The 17,439-nt window shown below is 42.8% G+C and carries 19 protein-coding genes; 6 read left to right on the forward strand and 13 right to left on the reverse strand.

Going from position 1 to position 17,439, the window contains the following annotated elements; translation table 11 throughout:
- The first annotated feature begins 2 nt into the window (after positions 1-2).
- The 4 genes from AWW72_RS06345 to AWW72_RS06360 all read left to right on the forward strand — a co-directional run bounded on the left by AWW72_RS06345 (position 3) and on the right by AWW72_RS06360 (position 2,870).
- Positions 3-416 carry an NF045616 family extracytoplasmic (lipo)protein gene (locus tag AWW72_RS06345; RefSeq protein ID WP_043972145.1) on the forward strand — a complete coding sequence of 138 codons (414 nt, stop codon included), beginning with the start codon at positions 3-5 and terminating at the stop codon, positions 414-416.
- Between the two features lie 369 nt (positions 417-785).
- The gene (gene modA, locus AWW72_RS06350) at positions 786-1,556 is read left to right on the forward strand and encodes a molybdate ABC transporter substrate-binding protein (protein WP_062846764.1); all 771 of its coding nucleotides are present in this window, start codon (positions 786-788) and stop codon (positions 1,554-1,556) included.
- A gap of 4 nt (positions 1,557-1,560) precedes the next feature.
- Entirely contained in the window at positions 1,561-2,250 is a 690-nt protein-coding gene (modB, locus tag AWW72_RS06355; protein ID WP_062846765.1) for a molybdate ABC transporter permease subunit, read from the forward strand.
- A 2-nt stretch (positions 2,251-2,252) separates the two neighbouring features.
- Positions 2,253-2,870 carry an ATP-binding cassette domain-containing protein gene (locus tag AWW72_RS06360; protein ID WP_062846766.1) on the forward strand — a complete coding sequence of 206 codons (618 nt, stop codon included), beginning with the start codon at positions 2,253-2,255 and terminating at the stop codon, positions 2,868-2,870.
- Here AWW72_RS06360 and AWW72_RS06365 read toward each other — a convergent pair.
- On the reverse strand, positions 2,865-3,131 hold the full coding sequence (locus AWW72_RS06365; protein WP_005256644.1) for a metal/formaldehyde-sensitive transcriptional repressor: 267 nt from the start codon (positions 3,129-3,131) through the stop codon (positions 2,865-2,867). The genes AWW72_RS06360 and AWW72_RS06365 overlap by 6 nt on opposite strands.
- Before the next feature lie 57 nt (positions 3,132-3,188).
- Between AWW72_RS06365 and dmeF the strand changes: the two genes are divergently transcribed.
- On the forward strand, positions 3,189-4,151 hold the full coding sequence (gene dmeF / locus AWW72_RS06370) for a CDF family Co(II)/Ni(II) efflux transporter DmeF (protein ID WP_062846767.1): 963 nt from the start codon (positions 3,189-3,191) through the stop codon (positions 4,149-4,151).
- Positions 4,152-4,170: 19 nt separating this feature from the next.
- Here the strand turns inward: dmeF and chrA are convergent, their stop codons facing one another.
- The 8 genes from chrA to AWW72_RS06410 all read right to left on the reverse strand — a co-directional run bounded on the left by chrA (position 4,171) and on the right by AWW72_RS06410 (position 11,877).
- Entirely contained in the window at positions 4,171-5,523 is a 1,353-nt protein-coding gene (chrA, locus tag AWW72_RS06375; protein ID WP_062846768.1) for a chromate efflux transporter, read from the reverse strand.
- 8 nt (positions 5,524-5,531) lie between these two features.
- A complete protein-coding gene (locus tag AWW72_RS06380; RefSeq protein ID WP_062846769.1) occupies positions 5,532-6,449 on the reverse strand; it encodes a chromate resistance protein ChrB domain-containing protein in 918 nt (305 codons plus the stop codon).
- 106 nt (positions 6,450-6,555) lie between these two features.
- Entirely contained in the window at positions 6,556-6,843 is a 288-nt protein-coding gene (locus AWW72_RS06385) for a DUF971 domain-containing protein (protein WP_062846770.1), read from the reverse strand.
- Positions 6,833-7,825, reverse strand: a complete 993-nt coding sequence (locus tag AWW72_RS06390) for a HEAT repeat domain-containing protein (protein WP_062846771.1) — start codon at positions 7,823-7,825, stop codon at positions 6,833-6,835. The genes AWW72_RS06385 and AWW72_RS06390 overlap by 11 nt, the downstream gene beginning before the upstream one ends.
- A 58-nt stretch (positions 7,826-7,883) precedes the next feature.
- The gene (locus AWW72_RS06395; protein WP_004771227.1) at positions 7,884-8,129 is read right to left on the reverse strand and encodes a 4Fe-4S dicluster domain-containing protein; all 246 of its coding nucleotides are present in this window, start codon (positions 8,127-8,129) and stop codon (positions 7,884-7,886) included.
- Positions 8,130-8,139: 10 nt separating this feature from the next.
- Positions 8,140-9,879, reverse strand: a complete 1,740-nt coding sequence (locus AWW72_RS06400) for a fumarate reductase/succinate dehydrogenase flavoprotein subunit (RefSeq protein ID WP_062846772.1) — start codon at positions 9,877-9,879, stop codon at positions 8,140-8,142.
- Positions 9,880-9,925: 46 nt separating this feature from the next.
- On the reverse strand, positions 9,926-10,678 hold the full coding sequence (locus tag AWW72_RS06405) for a GntR family transcriptional regulator (protein WP_062846773.1): 753 nt from the start codon (positions 10,676-10,678) through the stop codon (positions 9,926-9,928).
- Between the two features lie 254 nt (positions 10,679-10,932).
- A complete protein-coding gene (locus tag AWW72_RS06410) occupies positions 10,933-11,877 on the reverse strand; it encodes a LysR family transcriptional regulator (protein ID WP_062846774.1) in 945 nt (314 codons plus the stop codon).
- A 94-nt stretch (positions 11,878-11,971) separates the two neighbouring features.
- Here AWW72_RS06410 and AWW72_RS06415 point away from each other — a divergent pair, with 94 nt between their 5' ends.
- Positions 11,972-12,613: a LysE family translocator gene (locus AWW72_RS06415; protein ID WP_062846775.1), complete on the forward strand. Its 642-nt coding sequence runs from the start codon at positions 11,972-11,974 to the stop codon at positions 12,611-12,613.
- A gap of 45 nt (positions 12,614-12,658) precedes the next feature.
- On the opposite strand, the gene AWW72_RS06420 is transcribed toward AWW72_RS06415, so the two are convergent.
- The 4 genes from AWW72_RS06420 to AWW72_RS06435 all read right to left on the reverse strand — a co-directional run bounded on the left by AWW72_RS06420 (position 12,659) and on the right by AWW72_RS06435 (position 17,222).
- Positions 12,659-14,611 (reverse strand): family 2A encapsulin nanocompartment cargo protein cysteine desulfurase, encoded by a 1,953-nt coding sequence (locus AWW72_RS06420; RefSeq protein WP_062846776.1) that lies wholly within the window; start codon positions 14,609-14,611, stop codon positions 12,659-12,661.
- Complete coding sequence (locus AWW72_RS06425; RefSeq protein WP_062846777.1) at positions 14,586-15,518, reverse strand: family 2A encapsulin nanocompartment shell protein; 933 nt, start codon at positions 15,516-15,518, stop codon at positions 14,586-14,588. The genes AWW72_RS06420 and AWW72_RS06425 overlap by 26 nt, the downstream gene beginning before the upstream one ends.
- Positions 15,519-15,718: 200 nt before the next feature.
- A complete protein-coding gene (gene epsC, locus AWW72_RS06430; RefSeq protein ID WP_005256668.1) occupies positions 15,719-16,657 on the reverse strand; it encodes a serine O-acetyltransferase EpsC in 939 nt (312 codons plus the stop codon).
- Positions 16,658-16,712: 55 nt separating this feature from the next.
- Positions 16,713-17,222 (reverse strand): rhodanese-like domain-containing protein, encoded by a 510-nt coding sequence (locus AWW72_RS06435; RefSeq protein WP_004771240.1) that lies wholly within the window; start codon positions 17,220-17,222, stop codon positions 16,713-16,715.
- Positions 17,223-17,439 lie beyond the last annotated feature (217 nt).

The following is a 17,439-nucleotide window of genomic DNA, read 5'->3' on the forward strand; positions in this document are numbered from 1 at the left end:
AGATGAAGTCTACATATTTAAATCTATTATTTTTTTTGGGTTTTTGTGTTTTTATCACTGGATGTAATCCTCAAAGTAAGGATCTTGAAGTAAAACTTAATCAGGGTAATTTATGCGTATTTACGAATAATCCTAAAACCGATTATGGATATGATAGTAGTATTGTTATCTCTACAGGTAAAGTAGATCATACAAAAGAATTTCAAAGTAATTATGAGCAGCTTTATAAAAATGGAGTATTGCCTATAAATGAAAAAAGCTGTACCAAGGTACCTATAGATATTTTTGAAAAAAATGTTGTATATGAAATTACTTTGGAAACAAATAAAATTTATCATAGAAGTATTTGTCTGCTGGAGAGCAATGGTCGGATAGACATAAAATATATTGATCCTGGTAAAACTATATGTGAATAATCTAAAAAGAAAGGGCGTATCAAGTAGTTAATATAATTTTTTTATTTAGTCTGTAAAGTTGAAAGAAAATCAGAGATACTAAAGCATATTGCTGATCCATTTGTTACTGCCTCATTCCTCAGATAACAACTCCTGTTATCCACTCAAGATAGACGACGTCTATTCAGCATCATTAACTTAATGTTTGAATAGACGTTTTTCTTGTTTTTGCATCCAAAAATACTGATCACAACACATAAAGTTCGATGCTTGATGACGTTACAAACAGATGAATGAATAAGAAGAACAAGACTAGCGAATTGTTATTTTTAGTGTATCTTTATTAAGCGATATATTTTTGAAAACATATCGAAATTTGAGGACAGAATAATGTCAATAACGATGAAAAAGACCTATCAATACTGTGCAGTTTTAGCCACCAGTTTATTTATCCATACGCATGCGTTTGCGGGGAATACCATCACTGTTTATGCAGCGGCCAGCTTGACTAATGCAGTGAATGAACTTGAGAATCTGTATGAGCAAAAAAATAAAACTGAAGTCAAAACCTCTTATGCGGGGTCTTCAACCTTAGCCAAACAGATTGAAGCAGGCGCGCCAGCAGATGTATTTATGTCGGCTGATGTACAATGGATGGATTATTTACAGAATAAACAGTTGGTTGTGCCAGCAGACCGTATCAATCTATTAGGCAATCGTTTAGTGGTGATTACACCTAAAGATCGCCCGATTAAATTAAAAATGGATAAAAGTGTAGATCCCACCAAAGCCATTCAAGGCAAGCTCTGTACAGGCGATACCAAAAGTGTGCCTGTAGGGAAATATGCAAAACAGGCTTTAACCTCACTCGGTTGGTGGGAGAAGCTTGAACCACGACTGGTTGAAACCGAAGATGTGCGTGCTGCATTGAACTTTGTCGCACGTGGTGAATGTCAGGTTGGGATCGTTTACGCGACAGATGCTGCGATCAGCAAAGATGTCATAGTTGCAGGAATCTTCCCTGAGAATACCCATCCACCGATTATCTATCCTGTGGGCCTGATCAAGAAAAATGCGGATTCAGTCAAATTCTACAAGTTTCTACAAAGTGGGCAGGCAAAGGCAGTATATAAAAAATATGGTTTTAGTGTGTTGCAGTAACTGAATGATGATCTTGAGCCCTGAAGAAATCGAAGTATTGAAGCTGTCATGCAAAGTGGCGGCAGCGTGTTTGGTGTTTAGCCTTATTCCAGCAACGCTGGTCGCTTGGGTTTTGGCGCGTAAAGAATTTTGGGGTAAATCACTGTTTGAAACGCTGGTGTATTTACCTTTGGTTTTACCGCCTGTAGTTCCGGGTTATTTATTACTGCAATTATTTGGTAATCGAGGATTGCTTGGACAATATCTTGCGCCACTTGGTTTGGAGTTTGCCTTTAACTGGAAGGGCGCTGTATTAGCCTCTGCGGTGATGGGTTTTCCATTGTTGGTACAATCGATCCGACTGGCAATTGAACTGGTCGACCAGCGCTTGGAAATGGCTGCGAAGACTCTGGGTGCTTCTTCCTTTGGCGCATTTATGCAGGTGACATTACCGCTGGCCAGTAGTGGAATTTTGGTGGGGGGGATTTTATGTTTTTGCCGAAGTTTAGGTGAGTTTGGAGCAACGATTACTTTTGTGGGGAATATTGCGGGTGAAACCCGTACTTTACCTTTGGCAATGTATAGTCTGATGCAACAACCTGATACTGAAGCAGCATTGTGGCGATTGATTATTTTGTCATTGTCGGTAGCGTTCTTCGCCTTGTGGTTTGCCCAGTGGTTTAACCGTTACCAGAAAAATAAGCGGGGTCACTAAGCATGATTGATTGTCATATCCAACTGCAACAAGGGCAATTTTGTCTGGATCAACGCTTTCAATCTGATCAGCCTGTGATTGGCTTATTTGGAGCTTCTGGCTCAGGAAAAACCACGATTTTACATAGCATTGCGGGTTTAATTCGGCCACATTTTGGCTGGATTCGAGTTCAGGATCAGACGTGGTTTGATCATACTCAGAAAGTTAATCTCAGCACACAACAGCGTCGGGTCGGGCTCGTCTTTCAGGATGCACAGTTGTTCCCACATAAAAATGTTAAACAGAATTTACTGTTTGGTTTTAAGCATATTGCACCACAGCAGCGTCAATTTGAACTAGACGATATAATTGAGCTGCTCAAATTGGGACATTTGATTGAACGCATGCCGATTAAGTTGTCAGGAGGAGAAAAACAGCGGGTGGCTTTAGGACGAGCTTTGCTGTATTCACCACAATTGCTATTACTGGATGAGCCGCTTTCTGCACTGGACACGGCACATAAAGCCGAGATCATTCCCTTTTTCCAGCGTGTAAAAGAGGAGGTGAAAATACCGATGCTCTATGTCAGTCATGATCGGTCTGAAATCGAACAACTTACGGATGAAATCTGGCACTTATAAATAGCGTTGCAATAATGCAAGAAACTGTTGGACTTCCTCATCGTTGACGTGATCAGCATCTTTAAGTACATGCTCTTTTAAATGCTGTTCAATCAGTTGATTCATTAGGCCATTCACGGCACCTTTAACCGCAGCGACTTGTTGCAAAACTTCGATACAGGAACTTTCAGGACTTGAAAGTGACTTTTCAACGGCATTGAGCTGTCCTTGAATCCGTTTAACCCGATTTAAAATTTTTTTATCATGATGCAGATGAGCCATACTTTTTTTTCCTAAAAAATATATACTGGGGTGGAGTATATTGGAAGCCTAGAATAAATGCAGCATACTAACCTAGAACGACGTCATTCTCATCAGTTTGATCAAGGAAATCCATTAGCACAAAAACAAATTTTAATCGCAACGATTTTGACCGCCATAATGATGGTACTGGAAATTCTGGGTGGTTGGTTTTTTAATTCCATGGCTTTACTTGCCGATGGCTGGCATATGAGTTCACATATGCTGGCGTTGGGACTGGCCTATTTTGCTTATCGTATGGCGCGACATTATGCACAGGATCAGCGCTTTAGTTTCGGCACTTGGAAAATTGAAATTCTGGCAGGCTATAGCAGTGCTATTTTGTTGATGGTCGTGGCCTTATTGATGGGCATACAGTCTCTAGAACGTTTATTTAACCCGGTGACTATTCATTTTAATGAAGCGATTCCAATTGCAATAGTGGGTCTCCTTGTAAACTTAATTTGTGCATGGTTATTACATGATGGCGGTCACGATGATCACCATCACCATTCGCATAACCATGATCATGAAGTGCATCATCATGGACATGATCATCATGATTTAAACCAAAAAGCAGCATTCCTGCATGTGGTCGCTGATGCGGTGACTTCAGTTCTGGCGATTATTGCTTTATTTGCGGCCAAGTATTTTGGCTGGAATTTTCTGGATGCTCTGCTCGGGATTGTCGGGGCATTGCTGGTTGCAAAATGGTCTTGGGGATTGATGCAGGAAACCGGAAAAACTTTACTGGATGTAGAAATGGGGCATCCCGTTGTCGAAGAAATTAAAGAAGTTATTGCGCAGTTTCCACAGGTCGAAATTACGGATTTACATGTATGGAAGGTTGGTAAAGGAAAATTCTCTTGTATTCTAGGATTGGAAACCGCACTGGCTGATCTGACTCCTGATCAGGTTAAAGCTGGATTAGCGATTCATGAGGAAATCGTGCATGCCTCTATCGAAATCCATCATTTAATACTGCAAGCATCGAGTAGATAACTCTACTCGATGCTTTGAATTAAGCTCCGATATATAAAATGAGGCCGCAAAAGGCTGAGGCAAAAATCACATACAGGACATTGAGCTGAAATTTAAATAAGGCAATCAGTGCACCTACTGTAATCAAGGCTGCTTCGTAATTAAAAGCATGATCAAAACCCTTTGGCCATAGCACATGATAACTAAAGAACAAAGCCAGATTTAAAATAACGCCAACTACGGCCGCCGTAATCGCAGTGAGCGGAGCAGTAAATTTCAGTTCATTATGTGTCGATTCAATAATGGGCGCGCCTGCTAGAATAAAGACAAAGGAAAATAAAAAGGTAAACCAAGTGACAATCACAGCACCTATTGCACCTGCTAAAAATAGCTGATGATTGCCCAATAAGGCATGATTATAAGCCCCCAAGAAGCCTACGAAAGCCACCACCATAATCAGTGGACCCGGGGTACTTTCGCCGAGTGCTAAACCATCAATCATTTGGGTCGGGCTGAGCCATCCATAATGATTGACTGCACCTTGATAGACATAGGGCAGAACCGCATAAGCACCGCCAAAAGTAAGTAAGGCTGCTTTGGTGAAGAACCAAGCCATTTGCGTATAGCCATGTTGCCAACCAACACTTAGGGTTAAAAGCGTGATGGGAATCAGCCAGAGCAAGGCTGCAATGACCACGAGTTTTATCAGGTTTGACCAGCGAAAAATGGCATGTGCTGGTGTCTGCGTATCATCATCAATCAATGCTGTGCCATAGTTTTTTTGGCTATTTTGATGAGAGGTTTGATGGGTAAATAAATCTGGTTTTTTCTTACTCAGCACATAGCCTGCAAGCGCGGCAGCAAACACGATCAAAGGAAAAGGAAGATTAAAAACAAAAATGGCAATAAAGGCTGCAGCTGCAATTAACCAAAGAAATGAATTTTTGAGCGTTCGGCGGCCTATGCGGTAGGTTGCATGAAATACAATGGCGGTAACCGCGGGTTTGATGCCATAAAACAGTCCTGCAATGATGGGTACGTCTCCAAATTGCACGTAAATCCATGACAGTCCAATCAGGATAAATAAAGAGGGCAGCACAAATAAAATTCCTGCAATCAAACCGCCCGTGGTTCGATGCATGAGCCAGCCAATATACGTCGCGAGTTGTTGTGCTTCGGGGCCAGGGAGTAGCATGCAGTAATTCAGCGCATGTAAAAATCTTTTTTCAGAAATCCAGCGTTTTTGTTCCACCAGTTCCTGATGCATCACTGCAATTTGCCCAGCAGGGCCACCAAAGCTAATAAATCCTAATTTTAACCAGAATAAGAAAGCTTGCCAGAAAGGGACAACGGATGACGGTTGATCGAGGTCATTGATTTGTTTTTGTTGCATGATCATTCTCAAGAAAAATTGGCGTATAGGCCATCAAAAACATAATTAGAAAGTTCAAGTAACTGATGATCATCCGTAATTTTAGCCCTTAACCCTTGGATGACTTTTTCGATCCCGATTGCTTCAGGTGGTTCAACACCACCGACATCGAGGAAATGTACAATTTCAGCAATATGCTTTAAAGCAGACTGTTGATGAAGTTCAAAGCTGTGTAATAAGGTTTCAAAAGTGACCCACTGATCAATATGACTAAAGCTGGCACCATCAAAATCAAACCCCAAAGCCGTAGCTGGACAATCGTTTGGTGTATCTAACCAGATGAAAGTTGCATTCGGATCAATAAAATTCTGAATCAACCAGGCCGAAGCTAAACGATCGATCCATGGGCGTTTCCGGGTTGCCCAGACTCTGTTCTGATAGTCCTGTTTACGTAGTACCTGAATAGGGTTATCTCGACTATGTGGTTCATCTGTTTCACCAAACCGTAAAATCGTCTGTTCAACGGCATCCAGTTCTCGAATCGTTTGCTGCTTTGCTTCTGTTGGGAAATAGTCAATTTCAATGACTGCATCGAGATGCTTACGTAGTTTTCGAATGTGTTTGAGAAGTTCTTTTTGAGTATTCTGGTTCAAATCATCTCGAAGTTTAGTAAGCTGTTGATAGATTGAATTATATTCTTCTTTTCGGTTAAAAAATTGCACCATATCCAGATTTTCTGCGGCAATGGTTGGGAATAGATATGCGCTTCCACCTTCTGCAATTAGATCATCGGCAATGACATCAAACTTTTCTGAATATTGCTCAGGCAACGCATAAACACCATCACGTAGGGTGGCGGCACCACTGGCTTTTAATGCTCGCCATACCCGCATGCGTGTTGTAGTATTCTGGGTCGGCAGGGATGAAATGAGTAAGGTTATTTTCATGTAATATACTCAACTTATTTGTTAAATATATTACATTAAAAAATTATTTTATAAATCTAAAAATCTCATATCATCTTATGATTTATATATAAAACATTTGAATGTTTTATGACGGATTTAACGCCTTTAAAAAAGCCCAAGGGAAAATCCCTTTATCGTGTCCATCATCAAAGCAAATTTGAATCCCATACCCTTGGGAATAGATGGCGGAGATGGCAACATGATCTGGATATTCAATCTCTCGTTGCTGTAGGCGCTTGGCTCGGCAAAAACCACAAGGGCAACTGGCTCTGAGATGAGCATGGCTAAAATCCTTTGCTGTACCATCTTCCCAAAAGAGAAACAGACGTTGTTGTTCGATATCCACTTTAAGTTGACTCGGTTCAAGCGGCATTAAATTTCTCCTGAATGAGTGCCAGTCCAATACGAATCGATTTACGGACTTCGGGATCAGCATCTTCGGCGTGCTGTAATAAAATATGCTGAGCTGATTCTCCGCCTATTTCCCCTAAGGCAATTGCGACTTCTTTACGTAAATTGCTGATGTCATGCTGGAAATTTTCTTGTAATTTGGTAATCGCTGCTTTGGATTTGAGTAAACCCAAACTACGGCTCACAGCAATGCGGACTTGCCAATAAGTATCGTCGAGTTGCTGTAAAAGTGGTTGTTCTAATTCAACCACTTTTAATTTTCCGATGGTCAAGGCGGCCTCAACTCGAAGTTGCCATGCCTCAGCGATCAGAGAACTGTGTAAGGCAGATACAATTTCGGGCGTGAGCATTTGGCTAGCTGCCAAAGCACCTGTCGCAATACGACGAATTTCGATATCCACATCTTGCTGTGCGATCTGTGCCAGTGTTGCCAAGCCATCCTGTTTCTGCAACCAGCTCAAGGTGCTGACCGCTTCTTTACGGACTAAAGGGTTGGCATGCTCAGCATGTTTGAGAATGGCATCAAATAACGATTCAGCGCGCAACTCTTTAAGCGCTCTCAAGATAGAAGCAATCACAAAGTCATCAGGATGCTGCAAATAGGTAGCCAGATGATGCGCAGATTCAGCATGCTTGATTTCACTGAGACTTTGCGCTGCTGCGATACGTACATTTTCATGTTGATCATTCAATGCCTGTGCCAACGTATGTAAAGAGGTTGCATCTTGCCAACCTTCTAAGCGGGTGGCTGCCAGCTCACGTACTTTACTGGCGGGATCATGTAAAACGGCATGTTGTAACCAAGGTAATAATGCCGTTTGTTCTTCATCGGCAATATTCATCAGTGCGACAAAGCGGATATTTTCATCGTCCTGATTCAGTTGAAAGAGATAATCCGCATAATCTTCATCAAGATCTGCAAGGCTTGGATAATTTAGGCTCATCTTTATTCTCCCCAAATCAGACTATTTGCCAAGTTATTAAATCTCATGCTGTTCCCCCTTATTTAAGTAAATATGGAATGTTGACCTGAATGGCATCGGTCGGGCAGTCCTTCTCGCATGGCATGCAATACCAGCATTCGTCAAATTGCATATAGGCTTTGTTACTGTCTGGATGAATCGCCAATAAGTCCATCGGGCAAACATCCACACAGACGGTACAGCCTTTGTCCGCAATACATTTGTCTTCATCTACCAATACGGGTGCGGCCGTACGATGTGAAATTTCTTTAAAAATAAATGCCATGTGATATTCCTTATTCGGTTGTTTCAGCCACTAATTTTTTATTAATCCGCAACAGGTTGTATGAATTGGCCTCATCTTCATCAATCGGAATCAGGTAAGGCTCAACCGCTTTTTTAAAGCTGACCATATCACCGTGCTGATCTTTTTTCAGATGTGCATGACAGAACCAGTCCCGATCATTCTTTTTTGGGCAATCTGCGCGATAGTGATACAGTCCCCAACGGCTTTCTTCACGGAATAGCGAAGCACGTGCCGCCATTTCGGCACAGTCGCGAATCACGGCAACTTCGGCAGCACGCATCAATTCATGTGGATGGCTGGCATTGATTTGCCCAATATCGGTTTTAATTTCTTCAAAGCGTTTTAACGCAATCTCAATTTTTTGTCGGGTTTTCGGTGGCTGTAAATAGTCATTCACCATACGGCGTAACTTGTATTCCACCTGTTCCGATGACAATCCTTCTGGACGGTGTAATGGGGCAAAAATACGGGCTTTTTCGGCTTCAATTTCATCTGCATTCAGTTCTGAATCTGTCTGTTCTACAACATATTCAGCGGCATTCACCCCAGCAAACCAGCCATAGGTAAAGGCACCGAGCATGTAGTTATGTGGAACGGCTGCCATATCGCCTGCGCTATATAAACCCTTGACCGAGGTTTCCGCTTTTTCATTGACCCACACCCCGGATGCGCTGTGACCACTACAGAAGCCAATTTCTGAAATCTGCATTTCCACCATATCCTGACGGTAATCTGTGCCACGCCCTTCATGGAAACGACCACGGCTTGGACGTTCATTGGTATGTAAAATCTCTTCAATGGTTTGAATAGTTTCTTCCGCCAGATGATCCATTTTCAGGAACACGGGGCCATTGCCACTTTGCAGTTCCTGATAAAATTCCCACATCATTTGACCTGACCAGTAGTCACACTCAATAAAGCGTTCACCTTTGCTGTTGGCGGTATAGCCACCCAAAGGTCCCGTTACATAGGCGCAGGCAGGGCCGTTATAATCTTTAATCAGTGGGTTGATCTGGAAACATTCCAGATTGGAAAGTTCCGCTCCCGCATGGTAAGCCATGGCATAACCATCACCCGCATTGGTTGGGTTTTCATAAGTTCCCATGAGATAGCCAGATGCAGGCAAGCCCAAACGTCCAGCGGCTCCACAGCATAAAATCGCAGCCTTGGTTTTGATTACATAGAAATCACCATTGCGACAGTCAAAACCCAGTACGCCGTTGATGGCGCCTTCTGCATTTTTGAGCAGGCGAGTGGTGACAATGCGATTATTAATTTTGACCTGAGCGCGTTTCAGTTGGCGATACAACACTTTTTTAATGTCATGGCCTTCAGGCATTGGCAGCACATAAGCGCCCATGTGATGAACTTTTTTGACCGCATATTCACCCGTTTCATCTTTTTCAAATTTCACGCCCCATTGATCCAGCTGCTGAATGGTGGTGAAACTATGCTTGGCGTAGGCGTAAACCGTGGCCTGATTAACAATGCCATCATTGGCAATGGTAATTTCCTTGGTGTATTGCTCAGGCGTGGCATAGCCTGGAATCACGGCATTATTCAAGCCATCCATGCCCATTGAGATTGCGCCGCTGCGTTTCACATTGGCTTTTTCAATTAATAAAACTCTCAGGTTGGGGTTGGCTGTTTTGGCTTTGATGGCTGCCATTGGGCCAGCCGTCCCCCCACCGATGACGACAATGTCATAGTCCAGTGTAATCGTATTCATGTTGTACCTTTTTTTGAGTGCGTTTTAATTCACAAAGTAATGCTGCTTAGGTATTTCGCTTTCGATCTACTCTTAAACGGTATTGGAAGCGCTCTCCTGAAAAATAGAGATATTCGAAATCAATAGGATGTCCTGCATGATCGTGAGTCAGTCGCTCCACTCTTAATAGCGGTGCATGGACATCAACTTGCAAAAGTTCACTGAGTTCTTCATCAGCAAGCGTGGCATCAATATTTAAATCGGCATGTCCTAAGGCAATCGATAAATCTTCTTCAATCGCTAAAAACACATCGCGAGTGGAGAGATTGATCTGTTGCAAAGCTGTTCCAATCGCTTCGGGTAAATAAGTCAGTTCAAATGAAATGGGCTTACGATTGAGTAAACGAATCCGTTTAATCTCCACCACCGTGCTGTTGACAGAAATTTTTAATTTCGAGGCAATGTGCGGTGTGGCTGGAATAAAGCGGAATTCTTTGACTACGTTAAAGACCTCGTGTCCCAGATCGGTCATGGCTTCGGCAAAGCCTTGTAACTCGGAAATATTCTGAAAGCTTTTCGGTGCGCTAACGAAAGTGCCTTTGCCTTGAATTTTGTAAATCAAGTGTTCGAGTTGAAGTTGATTGAGTGCCTGACGAATGGTGATACGACTGACATTAAATAATTCGCTCAGTTCTTTTTCCGACGGCAACTGCTGATGAATCTTGTAAGTTCCATCGACAATCTGCAGCAGCAGGGCCTGATAGACTTGATCATACAACGGACGTTCGCCATTCACTTTATTTACAATCGTTTGGTTCATTGAACTTAAACTTGTTATAACAACTTGGTTGTTAGATTAGCGATTATCCAAAATGAAGAAAAATAACTTATGCAGCAAAAAATATCTGTTTTTGTGCATTACCTGATTGGTCGAATGAGAAATAAAGATGCTTTTATTGTTTTATTTCTCTCTAGCTTTTATGGTTAAATGATTAAAAAATAAAATTATTGTTGTTTTATAGGCTGCTGGTTTATTTGCTATTTTTGCTTCATTTATAAATGAAAATGATTTTTTTAACTTGGGTTGTTTTGCTGAAAAAGGACGGGTTCGGCGGCTAATTTTTCAGCTAGATATTGAATGAACACACTCAGTTTAGGCGGAACATGGCGGGTAGGTGGATAGAGTAACCATGCGCCACCGCTGTAGTGGGTTTTAAAATGCCAATCAGGTAAGACCTGAACCAGTGTGCCTTGTTCCAAAGCATGGCGTGCCACGAAGTACGGCAAACTGGCAATGCCTAAATGTTGTAAAGCGGCACTGAGGCGCACGCCTGTATGATTGGCAGCATAACGACCACGCACCGCAACGGTAATGGATTTCTGTTCCTGCTGGAATTTCCATTTCGAATCATTGGGTTGTTCACCCAAATAAATACATTGATGCTGCTTTAAATCGTGGGGGTGCTGTGGGATGCCATTTTTCTGCAAATATTCAGGTGTGGCACAAATCAAATGATCAATATCAATCAGTTTACGTCCCATCAATCCACCGGGCGGTTGTTCGGTAATACGAATTGCCAGATCTACACCGTCATCAATCAAGTCAATATAACGGTCTTCCAATAGCAACTGAATATCAATTTTTGGATATAACGCCAAGAACTCAGGCAAGTGAGGATGCAGCATAAAATGCCCAACGGCCTTGGGTACGCTGATTCGAATCACGCCTTGTGGTTCGATATGAAATTGTCCTGAACTTTCCATGACCGCTTGTGCTGCATTGACCAGATCCACACAGCGCTCATAGACCTGCTGACCACTTTCACTCAAGCGTAGTTTCCGTGTGGTGCGATGCAATAAGCGCGTGCCTAGTGCACGCTCTAAACGGGCAATGGCACGACTAACCGCAGAAGGGGTTGAACCAAGCTGACGCGCTGTTTCAGAAAAGCTCTCCGTTTCGACAACTTTGACAAAGGTTGCCATTTCATTTAACAGAACCAGACTTTGATTTGTGCTCATGACGCAAAAGTTATTTGGATTTTGATTGGATTATCGCGCTTTAAAAATCGCAATACAATCTTTTTCCTGTAGTCATGATGTGGAGTTAAATGAAATGTGGCAGTTGTATGGACATGAGTTTCTGGCCTTGGCATTGATCCATTTTATGGCAGTTGTTTTACCGGGACCTGATTTTATTATTACGGTACGACAGAGTGTTCGATATGGCTATTTAATTGGTTGTATCACCGCGATTGGTATTGGTGTAGGCATCTCGGTACATGTGTTTTATACCTTGGTCGGTGTTGGGGTATTGATTCAGCAAAGTGTCTGGTTAATGTCGTTACTACGCGTGGCGGGTGCTGCTTATTTGATTTACTTGGGCTGGCAATGTTTACGTAGTCAACCGAATGCCAATCTGGATATTCTGGCAGGTGAGGTAATGGGTAAACCAAGCTTAATCCAAGCCTTTAACATGGGTTTTTTAACCAATGCGTTAAATCCGAAAGCGACCGTTTTCTTTCTGGCGATTTTTACCACCATTGTGAATCCCGCGACACCATTGAAGGTCCAAATTGGTTATGGCATCTGGATGTGTTTAGTCAATGCGCTATGGTTTATCTTGGTGAGTATCATGTTTTCACAACCGATTGTACGGAAACGCTTTTTAGAGTTTGGGGTGTATTTTGAACGCGTGATGGGCGTTATCCTGAGTGTGGTTGCAATACGATTAATCTGGAGCGTTGCATTTTCCTGAATATAAAAAGACTGCACTAAGGCAGTCTTTTTTATTGGAGCGTGGTTAAGCACTGCGTTTGTTTCTGGTCAATTGATGTAAAACAGATACCAATAAGTCGATTTCTTCTGTGGTGTTATAAAAGGCCAAAGAGGGACGTACGGTCTGTTCTACTCCAAAACGACGCAAGATCGGCTGAGCGCAATGATGTCCAGAACGCACTGCAATACCATGCTGATTCAGTGCTTTGCCCACTTGCTCTGTCGAATAACCTGCAAGAGTAAAGGACATTACACTGGCTTTGTTTTTCGCCGTGCCAATCGGCCTTAAGCCTGCAACCGTACTCAATGCATGCTGACCATATTCCAGCAAGTCATGTTCATAACGGGCAATATTGTGAATGCCTAGGCGTTCAACATATTCCAGTGCTGCACCGAGACCAACTGCATCGGCAATATTACCTGTGCCTGCTTCAAACTTATTGGGGGCGGGTTGGTAGACCACTTGTTCAAAACTCACGTCCTGAATCATATTACCGCCGCCTTCCCACACAGGCATGGTCTCCAGAATTTCAGGCTTGGCATACACTGCACCAATACCTGTTGGCCCAAACACTTTATGTCCTGAGAATATAAAGAAGTCGGCATCAATTGCTTGGACATCGGTAGGCATATGCGAAACAGATTGGGCACCATCGACCAAGACGCGGACACCTTTGGCATGCGCGATTTTGATTACCTCAGCCACAGGGGTGACTGTACCTAAGGCGTTAGACACTTGGGTAATCGAAATCAATTTGGTCCGTTCATTAACCAGTTTGGGTAGTTCTTCCAGAATGATTTGACCAGTATCATCCACAGGAATGACACGGAGCTTGGCACCGACTTTTTTGGTCAACTGGAACCACGGGACGATGTTGGCGTGATGTTCAAGATGCGACACAATAATCTCATCACCCTCACCAATATTTTGTTCCCCCCACGTCTTGGCAATCAGGTTAATGCCTTCAGTCGTGCCACGAACAAAAATGATCTCTTTGGATGATTTTGCTCCAATAAAACGAGCCACTACATTACGTGCATGTTCATAGGCATCGGTTGCACGTGCTGCCAGTTCATGCGCAGCGCGATGAATATTGGAATTTTCGTGCTGATAAAAATAGGCAATCCGATCAATCACGCTTTGTGGTTTCTGCGTGGTTGCTGCATTATCAAACCAGACCAGAGGTCGACCATTGACGCGTTCTTGTAGAATGGGAAAGTCACGACGGATCGCTTGAATATCCAAGGGCTGAGCGGCATTGGCAACAAACTGTGGCTGAGAAGGTTGATAATTTCCATAACCCGCATTGTGTTGTGGCAGATCCAAGAAGTAAAAGCCTGAAGAGGCGTTATTTTTTGCTTGAGTTGAAGCTTGAGAATCTTGCTGCAACAAACTTTTTAACGCATCACCATGAGGCAATTGAAAAGATTGCGCCGCGGCAAAATTGGCAGCATCAAATTCAGAACTTGACGAAGTTGGTGTTGTAAAATCTTTTAAAAAATAAAAGGGTGAAGTTTCACTGCTTGAAGGACGAGATGGTTCAACCACAGGGACATTCGGCGCACTATGAATGGCCTGTGGAAAATTAGGTTCAATGGGTGGACGTGGTAAATTGGCTCCGCCCACGACTGGCGCAGAGGCGATCGCACGGCGTTCGGGGTAGTCTGGATAGTTCGGAATATGCTCCGGGTATTCAGGATTTAAACTTTTTTCATAAGCAATATTGGGCGCACGACCACTCAGCGCCGCTAAAGGTTCAGCGGGCTGGGGTTGATGGGGCGGCGTACCGACATTGGGTAAGTCCAGATTTAGACCAGAAGAATGTCCATTACCAGCACTTGGTCGGGCAGCAAAAAATTCAGAGGCAAGCCGTGAAAGTGTTGCTTCATCTGGGAAGTTGGACGGTGGGTGAACACCATCCACTTCAGCCCCTGATGGACGACTGTTTAAATTACTTGTAGTTAACTGGGTAGTCATGATATTTGTCCACCTCCACATCTTCGAGCACAGCCAAGGCATCCTCGGTCAATACCGCCAATGAGCAGTACAGCGAGATCAGATAAGACGCAATCGCATTGCGGTTGATGCCCATAAAGCGTACTGATAGGCCAGGGGATTGTTCACCTGCCAAGCCTGGCTGAAATAGGCCCACCACGCCTTGACGTTTTTCACCCACACGCAATAACAAGATTTTGGTTTTACCATCTTCCACAGGAATCTTATTTGATGGAATCAGGGGAACACCGCGCCATGTAATGAATTGCGACCCAAATAAACTGATGGTTGGTGGTGGAACTCCTCGACGGGTACATTCACGACCGAAGGCCCCAATCGCATCTGGATGAGCGAGGAAGAAGCCCGGTTCTTTCCAGACTTTACGGAGTAAATCATCAAAGTCATCGGGTGTTGGTGGCCCATTTAATGTGGAGATCCGTTGTTCATCTGCGACACTTGCCAATAGACCGTATTCAGGATTATTGATCAATTCGCTTTCCTGACGTTCTTTAATGGTTTCAATAGTTAAGCGTAATTGTTCTTTAATCTGGTCATGCGGACTGCTATACAGATCAGCAACACGGGTATGAATATCTAAAACAGTTGAAACTCCATTCAAGAAGTATTCACGGGGTTGCGGATCATAATCCACAAAGGTTTGCGGCAAAGTCGCTTCATCACGTTGTGTACAAGCCACTTGGATGTCATCTGTATTATTGACACGGTTAACGCGATAAATACCTGCTTCGACAGGAATCCATTGCAATAAATGCGTGAGCCAACGCGGTGTAATGGTTGAAAGTTGTGGAACGGTCTTGGTGGCATTTGCAAGCTGTCTGGCTGCATGGTCTCCAAGCGCAAGTTGGACTTTGTCTGTGGTTTTTGCCATGAATCATTTTTCCTGTTGTTTTGGCTTTGTTAAAAATAATTAATTTTTAATGACGCATTTATTGAATGAAACAAAAGGGTTTTTTGAATACATATTTTAATAGGGAAATAATTGGTTATTTTTATCCAGTTAAAATATCAATATAAAATTTTATCGCGTTTTATATTTTCAAAATCATTTCACTTATTTATTTCATTTAATTAGACATTAATATTCTGTAAAGACTCACTTGGTGACTGTAGAATCTGGCTGCCTGCTGCAACGTTATGGGTAAGCCATACATTCCCGCCAATAATTGAACCTTTGCCGATGGTGATTCGACCCAAAATTGTTGCGCCTGCATAAATCACGACATGGTCTTCAACAATGGGATGACGGGCATAATCTTTCTTTAAAGCACCATCATCATTTAGTTCAAACCGTTTTGCTCCGAGTGTGACAGCCTGATAAATACGAACATATTCACCAATCACGGATGTCTCTCCGATCACTACACCTGTGCCATGATCGATAAAGAAACCTTGGCCAATTTGTGCTCCTGGGTGGATATCAATTCCAGTCGCCGAGTGTGCCAGTTCAGAAATAATTCGGGACAGTAACGGTACGCTGTGATAGAGCTGATGGGCTACGCGGTGATGAATAATCGCCAAGATTCCTGGGTAACAAAGCAGTACCTCGTCGACGCTGTGCGCTGCGGGATCACCTTCATACGCTGCACAGACATCTGCATCCAGTAAGCGACGAATAGTAGGTAGCGTATTGGCAAAGTCCTGTACGATGGTTTGTGCCAAAACCACTTGCTGTTCATAGAGCAGTCTGTCATTGCTGGAAACGGGAATCTGTTTGACCCGACTTTTAGCTTCATAATTTAAGGCCAGTTTGACTTGTACAAACAGTTCATTCAGGACACGATCAAGGGTATAAGCAATATAGTAATCTTCGGTTTCCTGACGCAGATCGCTTGGCCCCAGTCGCATTGGAAACAGGATGCCACATAAATCATCCAGAATAGATTTAAGTGCCTCCTTGGAGGGAAGCTCGCGGCCACCGAATTCTTTAATCCTGTGCTGGCGTTCGCGCCATTCATGGCGTGCTTGCTGTAAGCCCTCGATGACAGGCTTTATTTTCCATTGGCTCACGAGAATTCCTTAAAATAAGTCTTACAAATCATAAGTATGTATTTAAACAGCCGTCTTAATCTTGTAACCAAGGAAGTTGATGGATACGCCAGCCATTACTTTGATTACGTTGCTGCTGATCATTTAAATCGCCTTCAAAGCCTTCCAGTACGTTATAAACCTGAGCAAAACCAGCGCTAAACGCGGCGGTTGCAGCCAAAGCGGAGCGTTTCCCACTACGGCAGAGCAACAAGATGGTTTGGTCTTTTCCGACTTTGCTATCGAGTTCTTTGACAAAGCGGGGATTACGATTAAATGACGTGCCTGTTGCCCATGCGACATGAAGACTTTCAGGAACATAACCGACGAACTTACGCTCTTCGGCCGTGCGTACATCGACTAAAACGGCATGGCCGTTTTGAACCAGAAACCATGCTTCAGCAGGGGGAATACTCCCTGTAAAATCGAGTTCATTTTCTTCCGCATATTGTTGCGCACGCTGCAAGATGTCTTGTGGATCTGTCGAAAAACCGTGAGAACTGGCGGAAGATTCTACTGTTTGAGTAGAATCAAATTGAGCATTCATTTTTATAACCTTTATATTCATCAGCGGGATGATGTTTTTATCTTAGGCATGTTTTTATATTCAGGAAAATAATCAAAATTTATTTATATATCTACTTTTGATCAATAATCAGTTTTTTATACGGATTATTAATATGATTTTTATTACATATCTATGTTGAAATTATTGTTATGAGTTTTAATGCTGATGTTATTAAAAATAAATATTTTACTTTTCA

It is taken from the genome of Acinetobacter sp. NRRL B-65365, assembly GCF_001605865.1.
GTDB classification, from domain to species: domain Bacteria; phylum Pseudomonadota; class Gammaproteobacteria; order Pseudomonadales; family Moraxellaceae; genus Acinetobacter; species Acinetobacter vivianii.